The 16,221-nt window shown below is 47.3% G+C and carries 16 protein-coding genes; 6 read left to right on the forward strand and 10 right to left on the reverse strand.

Annotation, left to right across the window (positions count from 1 at the left end; genetic code table 11):
* Positions 1-13 precede the first annotated feature (13 nt).
* Positions 14-1,624, reverse strand: a complete 1,611-nt coding sequence (locus KTG14_RS14165) for a glycoside hydrolase family 13 protein (RefSeq protein WP_216971545.1) — start codon at positions 1,622-1,624, stop codon at positions 14-16.
* A 164-nt stretch (positions 1,625-1,788) separates the two neighbouring features.
* On the opposite strand from KTG14_RS14165, the gene KTG14_RS14170 reads away from it, so the two are divergent.
* Positions 1,789-2,373, forward strand: a complete 585-nt coding sequence (locus KTG14_RS14170; protein ID WP_216971546.1) for a biotin transporter BioY — start codon at positions 1,789-1,791, stop codon at positions 2,371-2,373.
* Between the two features lie 36 nt (positions 2,374-2,409).
* On the opposite strand, the gene KTG14_RS14175 is transcribed toward KTG14_RS14170, so the two are convergent.
* Together KTG14_RS14175 and KTG14_RS14180 are read right to left on the reverse strand one after the other, a co-directional pair.
* The gene (locus KTG14_RS14175) at positions 2,410-3,366 is read right to left on the reverse strand and encodes a ketopantoate reductase family protein (protein WP_216971547.1); all 957 of its coding nucleotides are present in this window, start codon (positions 3,364-3,366) and stop codon (positions 2,410-2,412) included.
* A gap of 338 nt (positions 3,367-3,704) precedes the next feature.
* Positions 3,705-4,787, reverse strand: a complete 1,083-nt coding sequence (locus KTG14_RS14180; protein ID WP_216971548.1) for a YkvI family membrane protein — start codon at positions 4,785-4,787, stop codon at positions 3,705-3,707.
* 174 nt (positions 4,788-4,961) lie between these two features.
* Here KTG14_RS14180 and KTG14_RS14185 point away from each other — a divergent pair, with 174 nt between their 5' ends.
* Together KTG14_RS14185 and KTG14_RS14190 are read left to right on the forward strand one after the other, a co-directional pair.
* Entirely contained in the window at positions 4,962-5,525 is a 564-nt protein-coding gene (locus KTG14_RS14185) for a TVP38/TMEM64 family protein (RefSeq protein WP_308462040.1), read from the forward strand.
* 80 nt (positions 5,526-5,605) lie between these two features.
* Positions 5,606-6,382, forward strand: coding sequence for an alpha/beta fold hydrolase (locus KTG14_RS14190; protein WP_216971549.1), 777 nt, complete (start codon positions 5,606-5,608; stop codon positions 6,380-6,382).
* Between the two features lie 401 nt (positions 6,383-6,783).
* On the opposite strand, the gene KTG14_RS14195 is transcribed toward KTG14_RS14190, so the two are convergent.
* Positions 6,784-7,560 (reverse strand): 3-hydroxybutyrate dehydrogenase, encoded by a 777-nt coding sequence (locus KTG14_RS14195; protein ID WP_216971550.1) that lies wholly within the window; start codon positions 7,558-7,560, stop codon positions 6,784-6,786.
* 24 nt (positions 7,561-7,584) lie between these two features.
* Complete coding sequence (locus tag KTG14_RS14200; protein WP_216971551.1) at positions 7,585-8,904, reverse strand: GntP family permease; 1,320 nt, start codon at positions 8,902-8,904, stop codon at positions 7,585-7,587.
* Positions 8,905-9,103: 199 nt separating this feature from the next.
* Here KTG14_RS14200 and KTG14_RS14205 point away from each other — a divergent pair, with 199 nt between their 5' ends.
* Entirely contained in the window at positions 9,104-9,985 is an 882-nt protein-coding gene (locus tag KTG14_RS14205; RefSeq protein WP_216971552.1) for a LysR family transcriptional regulator, read from the forward strand.
* A 47-nt stretch (positions 9,986-10,032) separates the two neighbouring features.
* Here the strand turns inward: KTG14_RS14205 and KTG14_RS14210 are convergent, their stop codons facing one another.
* From KTG14_RS14210 to KTG14_RS14230, 5 genes are all read right to left on the reverse strand, one after another.
* The gene (locus KTG14_RS14210; RefSeq protein WP_216971553.1) at positions 10,033-10,836 is read right to left on the reverse strand and encodes an ion transporter; all 804 of its coding nucleotides are present in this window, start codon (positions 10,834-10,836) and stop codon (positions 10,033-10,035) included.
* A gap of 226 nt (positions 10,837-11,062) precedes the next feature.
* Positions 11,063-11,752: a class F sortase gene (locus KTG14_RS14215; protein ID WP_216971554.1), complete on the reverse strand. Its 690-nt coding sequence runs from the start codon at positions 11,750-11,752 to the stop codon at positions 11,063-11,065.
* Entirely contained in the window at positions 11,727-12,527 is an 801-nt protein-coding gene (locus tag KTG14_RS14220; RefSeq protein WP_216971555.1) for a DUF4397 domain-containing protein, read from the reverse strand. Before KTG14_RS14220 ends, KTG14_RS14215 begins: the two co-directional genes overlap by 26 nt.
* Positions 12,528-12,716: 189 nt before the next feature.
* Positions 12,717-13,391, reverse strand: coding sequence for a reverse transcriptase-like protein (locus tag KTG14_RS14225; RefSeq protein ID WP_216971556.1), 675 nt, complete (start codon positions 13,389-13,391; stop codon positions 12,717-12,719).
* 41 nt (positions 13,392-13,432) lie between these two features.
* Positions 13,433-14,089, reverse strand: coding sequence for a potassium channel family protein (locus KTG14_RS14230; protein WP_058383682.1), 657 nt, complete (start codon positions 14,087-14,089; stop codon positions 13,433-13,435).
* Positions 14,090-14,340: 251 nt separating this feature from the next.
* On the opposite strand from KTG14_RS14230, the gene cysK reads away from it, so the two are divergent.
* Together cysK and KTG14_RS14240 are read left to right on the forward strand one after the other, a co-directional pair.
* A complete protein-coding gene (cysK, locus tag KTG14_RS14235) occupies positions 14,341-15,258 on the forward strand; it encodes a cysteine synthase A (protein WP_216971557.1) in 918 nt (305 codons plus the stop codon).
* Between the two features lie 127 nt (positions 15,259-15,385).
* Positions 15,386-16,033, forward strand: coding sequence for a peroxiredoxin-like family protein (locus KTG14_RS14240; RefSeq protein WP_216971558.1), 648 nt, complete (start codon positions 15,386-15,388; stop codon positions 16,031-16,033).
* The last annotated feature ends 188 nt before the right edge of the window (positions 16,034-16,221 follow it).

Here is a 16,221-nt window from a genome sequence, read left to right on the forward strand (position 1 = left end):
TCCTTCCTTACATTCATTCATCCATTTTGCCTTCTTTATCATGGAAGCATACAGCTTCATATGCTCTAAGCTGCATCGCATCTCGATGTTCTTGAGGCGGGTAATTGCTGATCAGCACCTTGCCCTTTGGAACCGGCAATTCGCGAGGCGTTTCGGAGAAATTGCAGTAAACCGTCAATTGCTCATCTGCCTTTTTCCGTGTGTACGCAAAAACTTCTTCGTCTTCCTGATACAATAATTCAAAATTGCCTTCTGTGATGACTGGCAAGTCTTTTCGGAACGCAATCAATTTTTGGTAATAGCTGAAGACAGAATCTTCTTCATGCCGGTCTTCTGCATTGATTTCCGTATAATTCAGGTTGACGGAAATCCACGGCTGTCCTTTAGTAAAACCTGCATTTTCAGAAGCGTCCCAGTGCATTGGCGTTCTCGCATTATCACGGCCTTTTGCGTGAATTGCTTTCATAAGCTCCTCGTGCGCAATACCTTGTGCCCGCTTTTCTTTATACATATTTAAGGTTTCAATGTCCTGGTAATCATCAATGGCTGAAAATGCCACATTGGTCATGCCCAGTTCTTCCCCTTGGTAAATATACGGTGTCCCTTGCAGGAAATGAAGGCACGTGGCAAGCATTTTCGCCGATTGCTTGCGGTACTTTCCGTCATTTCCAAAGCGAGAGACGATGCGCGGCTGGTCGTGGTTGTTCCAATACAAGCTGTTCCAGCCTTTTTCGAAAAGCTCCACTTGCCATTTTTCCAGGTTTTCTTTTAAATCCGGAAGGTGCAGTGGCTGGAGCTCCCATTTTCCGCTTGGCCCCTGGTCCAGGTTCATATGTTCGAAAGTGAAAATCATGTTCAATTCATTGCGCCCAGGGCCCGTATACAACTTGGCATCTGCTGTTGCGGCGCCTGGCATTTCCCCGACTGTGACAATGTCGTAATCGGATAATACTTTTTCATTCATCTCCTGCAAAAATTCATGGACACGCGGGCCGTTGAAGAAGTGTGGCGTACCATCGCCATTGATGCCGTCCGGGAAATCCTGGTTTTTGGAAATCATATTGATGACGTCCATGCGGAAACCATCGACCCCTTTATCGAGCCACCAGCGCATCATTTGATACACTTCATGTCGCAGCTCTTCGTTCTCCCAGTTCAGATCAGGCTGCTTCTTGGAGAACAGATGCAAGTAGTATTGCTGCCTCTTTTCATCGAACTGCCAAGCCGGACCGCTGAAGAAAGAGCGCCAATTGTTCGGCTGATCTTTCCAGATGTAATAGTCAGGGTGCTCCGTGAACCAATTGTGCTCGTCAGACGTATGATTGACGACCAAATCCATGACAAGGCGCATCCCACGCTCGTGAATGCCTTCAAGCATGCGGTCGAAATCGTCCATCGTCCCGAATTCCTGCATGATCTTTTGGTAATCGCGGATGTCATAGCCATTGTCATCATTCGGTGAATCGTAGACGGGCGATAGCCATAACACATCGACCCCAAGTTCCGCCAGATAATCCAGCTTGCTGATGATTCCTTGAATGTCGCCGATTCCGTCACCGTTGGAATCCATGAAACTTCTCGGATAAATTTGATATACAACTGCTTTCTTCCACCACTCTGTCATTTGCTCGCCTGCTTTCCTGAGGATATATTCATTTCTTTTCATCATACGGAAAATTGGAAAAGAAACACAGAACTTTTTAAGTAAACCTTTATTAAAAGTAAGTTGACTTAAAATAATTTATTCTCTATACTCAATTTTAGTACATAGTAAGTGGAGGGTTTTTCATGACAACTTCAGTAAGCAGATCCAGCAATCATTCGCGTACCTTAACACTCGTGCACATCGCCATGTTCGCAGCGCTCATGGCGATTGGCGCCAATATCTCTTCCTTCCTGATCGTCGGGGGCGTGCCGATTACTTTGCAGACGTTCTTCGCGGTGCTCGCCGGCATCCTGCTTGGCAAGCGTCTAGGCGCTGCATCGATGATTGTCTACGCTGCAATCGGACTTGCCGGCGTCCCGGTCTTCGCCAAGTTTTCGGGTGGAATGGACACCTTGATCTCGCCGACATTCGGCTTTATCGTGTCTTACATCTTCACCGCTTTTGCAGCAGGTTGGATCGCGGAGAAAATGCCTTCCAAAAAAGGATTTATCTTCGCGGCTCTTGTAGCGACAGCCGTCAATTACGTGTTCGGCACCAACTGGATGTACGCCGCCTATAAACTATGGTTTGCTGCGCCGGAAGGCTTCACTTACGGCATGGCATGGGCTTGGATGGCGGTTCCGCTTCCAAAGGACGTGCTGCTCGCTATTTTCGCCGGCTTGTTCGGCTTCCGGATCCAACCCATTATTAATAAATACTTGCCTTAACAGGAAAAGCCAATTGCCGGAATTTCGGCAATTGGCTTATTTTTGTACGCTCGGTTCATCCACGCGCAGCTTGTAATTTTGTTCGATTATGCGGATCAACCCGGCCAGGCTGGCATTGACGGGCGTTTCGATTCCGTGTTTTCCCCCCAGCTTCACGATGCCTCCATTGATGACATCGATTTCCGTCTGGCGCTTCTTCAAAATATCCATGAGCATCGATGATTTATTGCCGCCGATATCTTGCCGGCCCATTCTCAAGCATTCTTCAACAACTGCCTCCACGTCCGCATCCACTCCTTCCGCACGGGCGACGAGCACCGCTTCTGCCGTAACCGCCCGCAGCAAGTTCTCCCCTTCCGGCGTATTGAGGATGTCTCCGTTCTTCAGACGGGTCAGTGCTGTGACAGAATTGAAAGCGGCATTGACGAATAATTTATTCCAAATGACCGCGTTGACATCCGTAGACACTTCCGTTTTCATGTCTGCTTGGCTGAGTCTTTCCGCAAAAGCTTCGAGCGTCTTGCTGGCAGTGCCTTCTTCGACATTGCCCAAATAGTTTATGCCCCAGCCCCTGTGCAGAATCGTGCCATCGTGTTCAACGCTCGCACCGTGACCGAGTGTTCCGGACACGACAGTGTTCTTTGGAAACAGTTGCTGGATGGTGTCGGCGTTGCCGATGCCATTTTGCATCGTGACGATCACCGTGTCCTCAGACAGCTTGCCGCGCAGCTTCCCGAGCACTGCTTCGTTGGCCTGGGCTTTCAACAGGACGAGTAGAATGTCCGCCTGCTCGTCGGCTTTCAAGTCTTGTACGATTTCCAGATTGATTTGCGTAACCGAATTATCTTTTTCGACGATGCGCAAACCTTGCTGATTGATGGTTTCCACGTGGCTATTCAAGCGATTGTACAGGCAGACGTCTTCCCCGCTTGCCTTCAATTTTCCGCCGGTAAGACACGCCATCGCGCCTGCTCCAGCAATTAAAATCTTCATCCCATTCCTCCTCCATAGATGTCTGTTTCCTTTCTTTACTATACCAAAAAGAAGCTGTTCCGAAAGGCCATGAATCCTCTCCCTCCCGAACAAAGCTGTATTACATTCATAAAAAGAGGATGATATTTAATCCGATAGCCGCTTTCGGGCCCGCAGGACGCGGGTCATGAAGCTGGCACGACAGGACGTCGCGTTGTTAGCTCTGTAACTTCGTGGCTCCTACATCTGGATTTTTATCAGCTGGTGCTAAAATCGCAAAAAAAAAAACCACTGGAAAAGAATTAGTTATAATTTCTCCAGTGGTTTTATCTTATAAGTTTGTGAGGTAACCTCTTTTATTAGTTTGTTGCTTTGTTGTCTCGCTTGGCTTTGTCGTTTTTGCCCACTTTGCGGATATCCGCTAAGATCAATGCCCCGATCAACAGCAAGCCGAGATAGCCGACTGCCGGGTACAGATAATTGACTAGTGACGTAAAGCCAACAAAGCTGAGCGCAAAAGCGATCAATCCGGCAATGATCACGAAAATCCGAAATTTTTTCGTTCCTATGTCCGCAAATCGCGCGGAGAACGACAGCAGCATACTTACAGCGGTATTGTAAATCATTGCAAAAATGACGACTGACATAATGATGCCGAGGATCGGCGAAATGTCGTCCCCGATGGCAAGCATCGGCAAATCTGCTCCTCCGACGACGTCCACTTTAGCGAATATCGCCACGTAGCTGAGTAAAATTAAAGCCCCGAATATTAATCCGCCAATCAATCCGCCCCGTGCTGCCACTTTCTCGTCTTGTTCAGCTCCGCCCATGACGAGCGACATCGACGCACCGAGCGCAATGGCTAACGACACGTAATTGATTGCTGATAATAGCCAAAACGGTGTGGCAGAAAGCTGCTCTTTTGCCACTGGATCGAGTGCACCAAAACTGCTGTCCATCGTAAAGACACTATAAACTGTAATCCCAATTACCATCAAAATAAGAAATGGTGTAATGCTGGAAATAACAGTAATCACTTTTTTAACGTTCATCATGATTGTGATGATCACAAGCACAATCATTAGACTACGCCCAAATGCCGGTGCCAGGTCGAATTGTTGGGAGAAGATGGAGCCAGCTCCTGCTATCATAACCACTAAGACTCCAAACAAGGTCAAAATCAATGTATAATCGATTACTTTTCCGAGCCACTTCCCGCTAATACGGTAGACCACGTCTTCATGCGAAGTCGTTTGCATACGGCTTCCGAGACGTGTCAAAATCATTCCGATATAACCGAATAATGCGGTAGCGACCAAGACGCCGCCTATACCCCAATATCCATAACTAGTAAAATATTGCAAAATCTCTTGTCCTGAAGCGAAGCCAGCGCCGACGACAATTCCGATAAAAGCACTGGCTATTTTCAAGCTTCTTCTCATAAAATCCTCTCCCTTTTCCTGATGGTGATTACCATAGATGCTTATAAAAATGTGTTTTATGTAGATATTTTTTCATACCCTTAGTATGGGGGGGATCAAACAAATCCTTGCATTTCGCGGCCTTTTCGCTTATTCTTCCTTATTAGTAATAGAAGCTGAAAGGCGGAGAGAACAGTGGATTTGGCAGAGTTTGAACGAACGATTGAAAATTTCATCGGCCAGGCAGGACTTTGGGCGCCGCTTTTGTTCATATTGCTTCATTTAATCCGACCGCTGTTGTTTCTGCCGGTCATCGCCGTATGCATCGCAGGCGGATTTCTTTTCGGCTTTTTCCAAGGTGCCCTGCTGTCTTTTATCGGATTAACACTGATGAGTTTTATTTCTTATATGATGATTAATAAATTTCCTCGCTTCCGAGCCAAACTCGCTGCCTTGAAAGATAAATGGTTTCCTGATCGCAACCTGACCGTTTCCCAAGTGATGATTTTGCGTGTCATGCCCTTTGTCCATTTTCACCTGCTGTCATTTTACTTGATGGAAATGACTAATACACGCCGTGAATATATGTATTACTCCGCGCTCGGTTTGATTGCCCCGGCTATCCTGTATACCGCTTTTGGCAGGGCCATTTCACAATTCCCTTGGTACACGACACTCAGCATGTTCCTATTGCTTGCTGCAATTTTCAGCTTTATCGACAAATGGCATAGCCGCAAGCATAAATTGGATAAAACCTAACAAGCGCAGACGGGCTTCCGTTTGCGCTTGTGTTATTGAGGTATAGTAAAATAGTAGATAGAAATGAGAGGAAGAAAATAATGCCTATATTTACCCAAAACGACACTAGCCTGTATTACGAAGATATTGGAAGCGGCCAGCCGCTGCTCCTGTTTCATGGATTGACCAGCAGCTCTGCCATGTTTTACCGTGAAATCAATTTTTTTCGAACAAAGCGTCGCATCATTGCGCTGGATTCGAGAGGCCACGGCCACTCGGCCAAACCTGGTTCCTATTCACTTGATGACCATATCGAAGATGCCGCCGCGTTATTGGATTACTTGGAACTGGACTCCGTCGATATACTAGGAGTCTCGATGGGAAGTTATATTGCACAAGGATTAGCCGCGAGACGTCCAGAACGCGTGCGCAAATTATTATTGGTCGCTACCAAATCCCACGGCGAACAATCTTCCATGGCCGAATTATTCGAACGCCATGCCGAAGATTTCAACGGCATATCTATCCACGACAAGCTGGATAAAGCACAAGGCTATATGTTCCACCGTTTGACGGCAGTCAAGAAATGGCAGGAAAAAACGGCTCAGAACAGCCCCCAATTGACGATGGAACAGCAAGGCATTGCGTCGAACGCATTGGAGGGTTTTGATTTACGTCCCAAAATTACTGGCATCACTGCAGAAACCTTGGTCATCAGCGGGCGCTACGACGAATTAAACCCGCCTGATAGAGGACGCGAGACCGCCCAGCTCATCCAGCACGCCAGCTTCATGGAATTCAAGCGTTCTGGCCATGCACCGAACGTCGAACAACCTCGCCTGTTTCTCGGCATCGCTGAAAACTTTCTCGACGATTGAGCTTCATTCAATAGACTATACAAAAATAAGAAAGCACGGCGCAAAAATGCGCCGTGCTTTTCAGAGTGTTGAAGAAGTCTATAAATTCATTACGAAATAGAATGGAGTCGTTCTTTCTACATTCAAAAATCAATGATCTTTCTAGGTATTTGGAGAAGCGTTCGCTCGTAAACCCTTCTGCTCAATAATGCTGCGCATTACTTTCGCAAAGATAATGTCTCCCATAGGTCGACCTTATCTTTCCTGTGGATTAGCGAGACGACCGAGACCCCGCAAGGCGCATCGCAACTGAGGAGGCTTGGGCGCGAGCCCACGGAAAGCGAGCGATAAGCTTCGGAAAATACGGTTTCCTAAACTTATCCATCGCATGGTAAAGCACGGCGCAAAAATGCGCCGTGCTTTTATTGTGCTGTGTAACCGCCGTCCAAGACCACTGCCTGCCCGGTAATGCCGCGCGCTTTAGCGCTCGCGAGAAACATTGTGTAATCGGAGATTTCCTGTACCGACAGCAAGCGTTTTTGCGGAACCAATGGATAGATAACTTCTTCTAGAACCTTTTCCAGTGAGACATTTCGCGTCTTCGCCAAATCGCCCAGCTGATTACGCACGAGCGGTGTGTCGACGTATCCAGGACACATCGCATTGACCGTGATGCCATACTCTGCGCCTTCTAACGCTGCGACTTTCGTCAAGCCGATGACGCCGTGCTTCGCGCTGTTATACGCTGCTTTCCCGGCGAAACCAACAAGCCCGTTGATCGACGCCATGTTGATGATGCGCCCGAATCCTTGTTTCTTCATGATTGGGAAAGCATGCTTGGTCGCCACGAACGGTGCGACCAGCATGACCTTGATCAGCAATTCGTATTTCTCGGTCGGAAATTCTTCAATCGGCGAGACGTACTGCATGCCTGCATTATTGATCAAGATGTCCAAAGAACCGAACGTTTCCACTGTTTGATCGATGGCTGCTTTAATTTCATCTTCACTGGTGACATCGCATTTAATTCCGATACAGTCAAAACCTTGCCCCTTCAACTCATCCGCAGCTTGTTGTACCGCTTCACCGTTGATATCGGTCAGCACGATCTTTGCACCTTCTTTGGCAAAATCCACACTGATTTCATAGCCGATGCCGCTTGCGGCACCGGTGATCAACACAACTTTCTTATCTACCATAATGAAACCCCTCCGGATGAAAAATTAAATTCCTAGTCCTAGGCTGAACAACACAATCGCAATCGTCAATCCGATCAACGGCACGATTACCGTGACAGCACCCATCGCACCGTAAGCGGCTTTGTGGGTCTCTCCGCAAATTCCTTGAATCGTTGTCACGACATAACCGTTATGCGGCAACGAATCGAGTGCGCCGGAAGAAATCGCGATGGTACGGTGAAGCGCTTCGGTATTGACGCCCATATCGATGTAATGGGGAGCAATCAACGGCAAGGCGATAACTTGCCCGCCAGAAGCAGATCCAGTCAAACCAGCGATGACACTGACCGCTACGGCACCGCCGATAAGCGGGCTTCCCGGAATGCTTGTCATGGCATCGACTGCCACTTGGAAAGCCGGTACTGCTTTCGCAACGCCGCCGAAGCCGACGACCGCTGCTGTATTGCCAATGGCGATCAATGCACCGATTGTTCCGTCTGTCAATGCTTTGCCAAGGTTCGTGAAATACTTCATATTCAAAAGATAGGTTGTGATAACGCCCCCAAGCAAAGCCAAAATCAAGGCCGACGTGCCGAGTGAATCGTGGAAAATGAATGACACAGCCAAAACGACCAGCAACGGGATCAGCCCTGTAACCGGATGCGGCAATGCGCGATCGGCCATTTGCGGATCTGATTCACGTGCTTCAAAACGCTCGCCTTTTTTCACGGCTTTGTTGATCATTCGCTTCAACCACCAATAGCCGAAGAATGCCATAAAGATGGCGACGATGATACTGACTTCCCAACCTGCATAAGGACTCGTGTTCAAATAGTCAATCGGGATCCAGTTTTGAATCTCCGGTGACCCTGCAGAAGTCATCGTGAAGGTGACAGACCCAAGCGCGAGTGCTGCCGGGATGAAGCGGCGAGGCAGGTCCGCTTGCTTGAACAAGCTGAGTGCCATCGGGTAAACCGAGAACGCAACGACGAACAAGCTAACGCCTCCGTATGTCAGAACCGCACAGGCAATGACAATCGCCAGTACTGCTTTTGACAAGCCGAATTTTCCGACCAGCCATTTGGAGACGCTATCTGCAGCCCCTGTATCTTCCATGACTTTACCAAAAATGGCACCGAGCAAGAACATCGGGAACCACGAGGTGATGAACCCGGAGAAGCCGCCCATATAATTCGACAATAAATTGGCTTCCCCTTCCCCCACTAGTTGCGGAAATAGCGGCAAGCCGCTGAGTACAGCGACGAACAATGCCGACAATGGTCCAGCGATCAACAAGTTGACGCCTCTCATAGTCAACACGATCAATAGAATAAGTCCTCCAACCATTCCGATCATACTTAACATGATAAATCCCCCTTTTAAATGTGTTACGGTTTTTCGAACAAATTGGAAACGCTTACTTTCCTATTCGAAAAATTTGAATGAATTATCTAATATTTAGTCCTAAAACCTTTTAATACTATACAACGAAGAAAATGATAGGTAAAATGAATAATTATAATAGCTTCCATAGATATTAGTTATAGATAAGAGGGGCGTTCACATGGATATCCGACAGCTCAGCTACTTTATAGAAGTGGCCAAGCACCAGAGCTTCACAAAAGCCGCACAAGCTTTACATGTTACACAGCCGACACTCAGCAAGATGGTCAAAAACCTGGAACTGGAAATGGATGTGTCTTTATTCGACCGATCTTCCAGGAAAGTGCGTTTGACCGATGCTGGAGAAGTCGTCTTCGTACAGGCGCAGAAAATCGTCAATAGCCTTGACGACCTGTCTTCTTCGCTTTATGACGTCATGAACTTAAATAAAGGCAAGATTAAAATCGGCTTGCCGCCAGTCATCAGCACCCTGTTTTTCCCGACCATCATCGCAGAATTCCAATCCCGCTATCCTGATGTAACTGTTATGCTTGTCGAAGATGGTGCTAAAAAAGTCGAAGAAAAAGTCACAGATGGAGAGGTGGATCTTGGATTTGTCATGCTTCCTGTCGATGCGGAGCGATTTGATGTCGTTCCGTTTGTCGACCAAGAGATCAAACTGCTCGTCCACGAAGACCACCCCCTCGCGAACCAGGAAACACGTGATTTGATTGATTTTAAAAACGACCCGTTTTTGCTGCTCAGCAAAGAGTTCACACTGAATGGGCGGACGGTCGAATTTTGCCGGAGCGAAGGATTCGAGCCAATAATCGCCTACGAAAGCTCGCAATGGGATTTTATCGTCGGCATGGTCGAGAAGAACCTCGGTGTCACCTTGATGCCGAAACTCATCTGCGACCGCGTCCAGGGCGGCCCGTTCAAAACCGTCTCGCTGACCCAGACATTCCCATGGCGGCTCGGCATCATCATGGCCAAAAACCGCTATGTGCCGTATGTCTCGCGTGAATTTATCACACTCGTCAACCAACTGCCGAAAGTTTGATTCACTAAAAAAAGAAGCTGCCATTTGGCAGCTTTTTTTACTTGCTGTTATTTCCGATCGACAAGTGTTTGGATCATGCTTTTCAGTTCACCGACTTCTTTTCTCAAATCTTCAATTTCCGATGTGTCTTCTTTGATGCCTTCAAGTTCAGCCGTTTCCTTGTCGATTTCATCTGAGATCTTCTGTGCATTATTGACGATCTCCCCGACAATCAAGTTGATCATCAGGAAAGTCGAAACAACGATGAAAGAAATGAAATACAACCAAGACCATGGTTCTGCTGCAAAGACTGGTCGGAAAATTCCGCTCGCCCAGGATTCCAAGGTGAAAATCTGGAATAGCGAGATAAGCGAAAGTCCCAAGTCACCAAAATATTCCGGTTCAATACCTGCATAGAAAAACGTACCAATAACCGCATAGACATAGAAAATGATCGACATGAGCAAGATAACGCTAGTGATGGTCGGGATGGCCATGAACAAAGCTGTCACGACGCGGCGCAGCGACGGAATGGTCGACACGGTTCGCAACACTCGCAACACTCGGAAAATCCGCAACACGCTGATAAACGGCGAGTTATAAAGGATAAGGCTTCCGACAACGATAATAAAATCGAAATTATTCCACGCATTGCCAAAGAATTTCGCCTTGTAAACGAAGAGCTTGGCGAGTATTTCTAGAGCGAAAAATGCCAAGATAATGATATCCAGCACCAATAGCAATGAACCATAGTTTTCCGCAAACGATGGATAGGTCTCCAAGCCGACCAGCAACGCATTGATTAAAATTAAAACAGTGATAAACGTATTGAACCGTGCACTTTCGACGATTCGCTTCAATGATTCCTTCATAGGGCGATTGACGACTCCTTATATATTCTGATGTATCTGATACGCTCTTTAGGTAAAAAAGTTCCACCCAATTATATCATGCAGCTATAAGGAAGTTACTGCTCAAACGAACTGTCTCTAAAGTAATGTTGCAAAAATGTGACGGGCTTTAACCTGTCTGGCCTTTCGCACTAAAAAGCAACCAAATTCAGGGCGCAAAAAAAAGCGCCTCCAAAGAGACGCTTTCCTATTCTTGCACGAGCGAGGCGTAGACGATCAAGCGCTCTTCCCGCGTGCCTCGGTCATAATCATAGGTTCCGGAGCAGGTAATCAACACCAGCTCAGGAGATGAATGATAACCGAAGACCGTATCGACATCCGCCAAATCGAGCGGCACTGACTCCATTTTATGGACTTTGAACCGCAATTCCCGATCTTCGCCCGAAAGAAGGATTTCATCTCCTGGCTCAAGCTCCGTCAAGTCCCAAAATACCGCCGGACCGTCCAAGTCATCGACATGGCCTGCTATGACCGCCCGTCCTCTTTGCCCCGGACGGTAGCCCGGTGAAAACCAACTCAACTCATCTCCGTTATCCGGCACCGCCATTTCCCCCGTATCAGTGACACCGAGATGCGTGACATCTGCTTCCACTTCAATAGATGGAATCGAAAGCTTTTCTGGTGTGATGCCTGGCTGGTTCAATTCATTGATCGGATTGGCCGCCTGCTTCGATTGCGCCGCAGGTTTCTCTGTCTCTACGGCTTTCGCCTTCTCTAGCTCTTTTGGTTGTTCTGTCCGAGCCGGTTCTGCCTTGACGGCAAAACCGACTTCCGCACTGCGGACGCTCACTTCATCTTGCGGCGCAGCGGTACAGCCTGCAAGAAATACTGCTGTGAGGAGCAATGCCAATTTATTGAAATCGTTTTCTCCACACAAGTCCGCTAGCTGCTACTAAGAACAACGCACCGCCGATCAACAACCACATGGACTGGGATTGTTCCGGTGTACCAAGTCCAGTTGTCGGCATTTCATCCGGCGAACCAGCTGCTTCGTAATCGACAAGAGCGATTACTTCAAGGGAATCGACTGTATTGACTGCAAAGACAGAGTAGACAGTATTTGCAGCAAGTTCAGTTCCTTCCAGCGGCAATACTTGCGTGCCATCCGGCAAACGGATTTCCAAGTCATATGTCCCAGGGTCTACTTCGGCATAATCCGTGATGGATGGGAATTCTGCTCCGCTGAACAATGCATCTCCACCGATGATCCCTACATCAACTGCTGGAGCATCCGGAGACAAATGGCCGACGCGGATTTTCGCTTGGCCTTCAGTTACTTCCATGGAATCTTCAGCTACTACAAATTCGATGGACTCCAAGAGGTTTGCGGCAGCTACTGTATAAGCTTTTCCAGCTTCCACTTCCAGGTCAGCTTGCAAGACGCCTTCCCCTGCTGCATATTCAGTGCCTGCAGCGAATACTTCTACATCATGGGTGCCAGCCGGGACTTCCAAATATCCGGAATCCGTTTTAAAAGGCACTTCTTCGAGCGTTAAATCACCGTTGACGTATACATCCACTGCAGGGGCATCAGGTGAAGCGTGCAACACCCGCACTTTTGCCATATCGCCATGGTTGTCAGCCATGACTAAAGATGCGAGAAGTGAAAACAGCACCAGCATTGCGACAAGAGAGACAGATAACTTCTTCATGTGTCCAACCTCTTTCCATATAGTATTTGTATAACTTTTGTACACCTCATTTATACACCTTAAACGACTTAATTTCAATAGATATCACACTATTCTGATAAATTTGAGTTATTTGGCATAGAAATTGATACAAACTTACATTAAATAGAAAAAGTTGCCAGGAATGCTTCTTCCTGGCAACTTTTCTCCTTAATCGCTTTTATTATCTGCGTTTAGCTCGATTAAGCTTTCGATCATCGTCTCGCCTAGCGCTTGCGTGGCCAAGCGATCCGCTTCTGCGTTTTCTTTTCTTGGCACGAATTCATATTCGGGACGGATACCTATTTTCTCCAATCGCTGGTCAATGCGGTCAGCCCACTTTGCCAAGCTATGTTCTGGCACTGCCCATTCGCCGCTCATCTGATTGACTACCGTCCTCGAATCACCGATAAAACGGACCGGGAGATGATGGACACCGAGCAATTCGACTTCCTGGACCGCCATCGACAATGCCGCATATTCTGCCTCGTTATTGGAGTCGATCTCCTCGATGACCACGTTTTTTCTCAAACGGTAATCCTTGCTATTTTGCTTGAAGTAAACCGCGCAGCCAAGCCCCGCCCGTTTCGAATGGCGGTCAAAGCCGCCATCGTAATAAACGATGACATCATGCGGCTCTGTTTCCACTTCCTTGATGTAGTTTTTCAATTCCTTAACGTTCCAATTGCTGCTATGCCGGTCGGTAAATTGAAGGTGCTTTGTGCGCCCTGTGCGTTCCAGGTCCTGCGCTACCATCAGCGCGTCGCCCGCTTCAAGCTCCTCAGAGAGAAATTGCACGACTTTGTTTTTCGGTGATTTATACGTCCAATCGATTCGCACTTTCATCCAGGCACCGCCTTTATCCATCAATTAGGCTGTCGTTTTTATTACAGCCCTTTGTCTTCAAAGCGTTTGAGGTCGTCTTTATGCCCCATCGCAATCAAAATATCCCCCGCTTCAACTCGGTCTTCGAGCAGCGGCGCAATATTGACATCTTCGCCATGCTTAATCGCCAAAATCATGCAGCCATAATCTTTACGGATATTCAGTTCACCAAGGGTTTTGCCGATGACTTTTTTTGAGGCTGCCAACTCGATGATGCTATAGTTTTCCGATAGATTGATGTAATCGACTACTTTTTCGGAATCGATATGATGGGCTGTCCGGACGCCCATTTCATATTCCGGCTGGATAACACGGTCTGCACCGATGCGTTCCAGAATTTTTTGGTGCTGTTGGTCCCGTGCTTTGACCCAGACTTTTGGAACCCCGAGTTCTTTTAGCATAAGCGTGCACAAAACGCTTGCCTGCAAGTCATCGCCAATTGCGACAATGGCAAATTCAAAATTGCGGACACCAAGCGACTTCAAACTGCCTTCATCCGTCGCATCTGCTGTTGCCGTATGGCTCGCATAATCGGACATCGTGCTGACCGTTTCCGGATTGGAATCGATCGCCATGATATCGTGTCCCATCCCGTAAAGTTCTTTGCAGACACTGCTTCCGAAGCGCCCAAGCCCGATTACCACTATTTGTTTTTTCACATCTGTCCCTACTTTCCATTGCATGATTCGAACGATTTCCCGTTACCAAAATAGTACGCTACTTTTTAGCATTTTGTCGAAGATTTCACTTCCGTTTTGCATATTTAGCCTAGCAAGGACCAACAAAATTTCTTCTATATTATATAGAGCCATTATCTACCTCATAAACAAGCGAATGGCACAGCCTTTCGCTTTGTACTACAATGGAAAGTAATATCCTTTATATCCGATAAAGAAAGGTTGTTTAATTGATGAAACCATTTGAATCCATTACTGACCTGATTGGCAATACGCCTGTTGTGAAATTGAACCGCATCGTCCCTGAAGGCGCAGCGGATGTCTATGTGAAACTGGAAATGTTCAACCCGACCAAAAGCGTCAAGGATCGGGCGGCTTATAATATGATCAAGCAAGCTGAAGAGTCTGGTGCATTGAAGGCGGGATCGACAATCATCGAACCGACCAGCGGCAATACTGGGATCGGCCTGGCGATGGTCGCGGCAGCGAAAGGCTACCGCTCCATCCTTGTGCTGCCAGATAACGCAACTCAAGAGCGCATCAATTTACTGAAAGCTTTCGGTTCAGAAGTCGTCTTGACCCCGAGTGACGACAAAATGCCGGGCGCGATCCAAAAAGCACTTGAATTGCAGGAAACGATTCCCGAAAGCTTTATCCCGCAGCAATTTGAAAATCCGGCAAATCCGGATGCTCACCGCGGTACGACGGCGATTGAAATCCTCGAGCAAATGGACGGGCAGCTCGATGCATTGGTCGCTTCCGCCGGGACTGGCGGCACGATCACTGGAACCGGCGAGACCTTGAAAGAACACATGCCGAACCTCCATATAACAGTCGTCGAACCGAAAGGCTCCCCTGTCCTGTCAGGAGGCAAACCGGGCAAACACAAACTCGTTGGCACCAGCCCTGGGTTCGTGCCGGATACCTTAAATACGGCAATCTACGATGAAATCATGGCGATTGAAGATGAAGACGCGATCGATATGTTCCGCCGCTCTGCCCGTGAAGAAGGCGTCTTTGTTGGGCCTTCTGCCGGTGCTACTATCTATGCGGCTATTGAAATCGCCAAACGGCTTGGATCTGGCAAAAAAGTATTGTGCATCGCGCCGGACACTGGTGAACGTTATTTGAGCATGAATTTATTCGAATAAAATTAATCAGCAGGCCATTTAAAATGTCGACTAAAATCCAAAAACGGCTCAACACCATATAGAAGAAAATTAGCCGATTACAATGTTTTTTATTCCTTATTCAATTACCGAAGTGGAGATGACCTGAATGACAACTCAAATGAGAAACGAATTCGACGAATACATCAAGAAATTCAAAGCTTCAAAACCAGAGGAAATCCAGCAAAAAATGCAGGACGCTATCAGCGAGCTTGAAGCTTCTGATGAAGGTAATGGCATGCAAAAAGGCGACAAAGCCCCGAATTTCAGCTTGCCGGACGCTTCCGGAAACCTAGTGGAGCTTTATGAGAAATTGAAGCAAGGACCTGTCATCCTAACCTTTTACCGCGGCAATTGGTGCCCTTACTGCAATATGGAACTACGGGCTTACCAACAGATTATCGGGGAAATCCACGGGGCAGGAGCCGAGCTATTGGCCATCAGCCCTCAGACTCCCGACCATTCCATGTCCGCTCAGGAAAAGCATGACTTGGAATACAAAGTCTTAAGCGATGTCGGCAATACAGTCGCTAGCAACTTCAATTTGGTCTACCGGCTGCCAGAGTATCTAGTCGAAGTTTACAAAGACAATAAACTCGATGTCGACCAATACAATGGCGATGAAGAATGGACCTTGCCAGTATCCGCTACGTATATCATTTCAAGCGACGGTGTGATCGCTTATGAATATACAAAAGCAGATTACAAAGATCGCGTCGAACCGTCAGAAGTCTTGGCAGAACTGAAAAAACTGTAATAATTTTATCCCCCTCTAAAAAGAGTGGGGATTTTTGTTTGGTCAAATCCCCTTTGCAATTCCTCCGAATAGCCATTTATGCAAGCTCTCGGCACTTAGCCGGCCGAACAGGCATTCAATTGAAAAGAGTATCTCACTCCAATATCTTTTAAAAACAAAAAATTTGCCAGTAATTATTGACAATTCCT

The sequence above is a fragment of the Planococcus sp. CP5-4_YE genome (assembly GCF_019042655.1).
Classification (GTDB): domain Bacteria; phylum Bacillota; class Bacilli; order Bacillales_A; family Planococcaceae; genus Planococcus.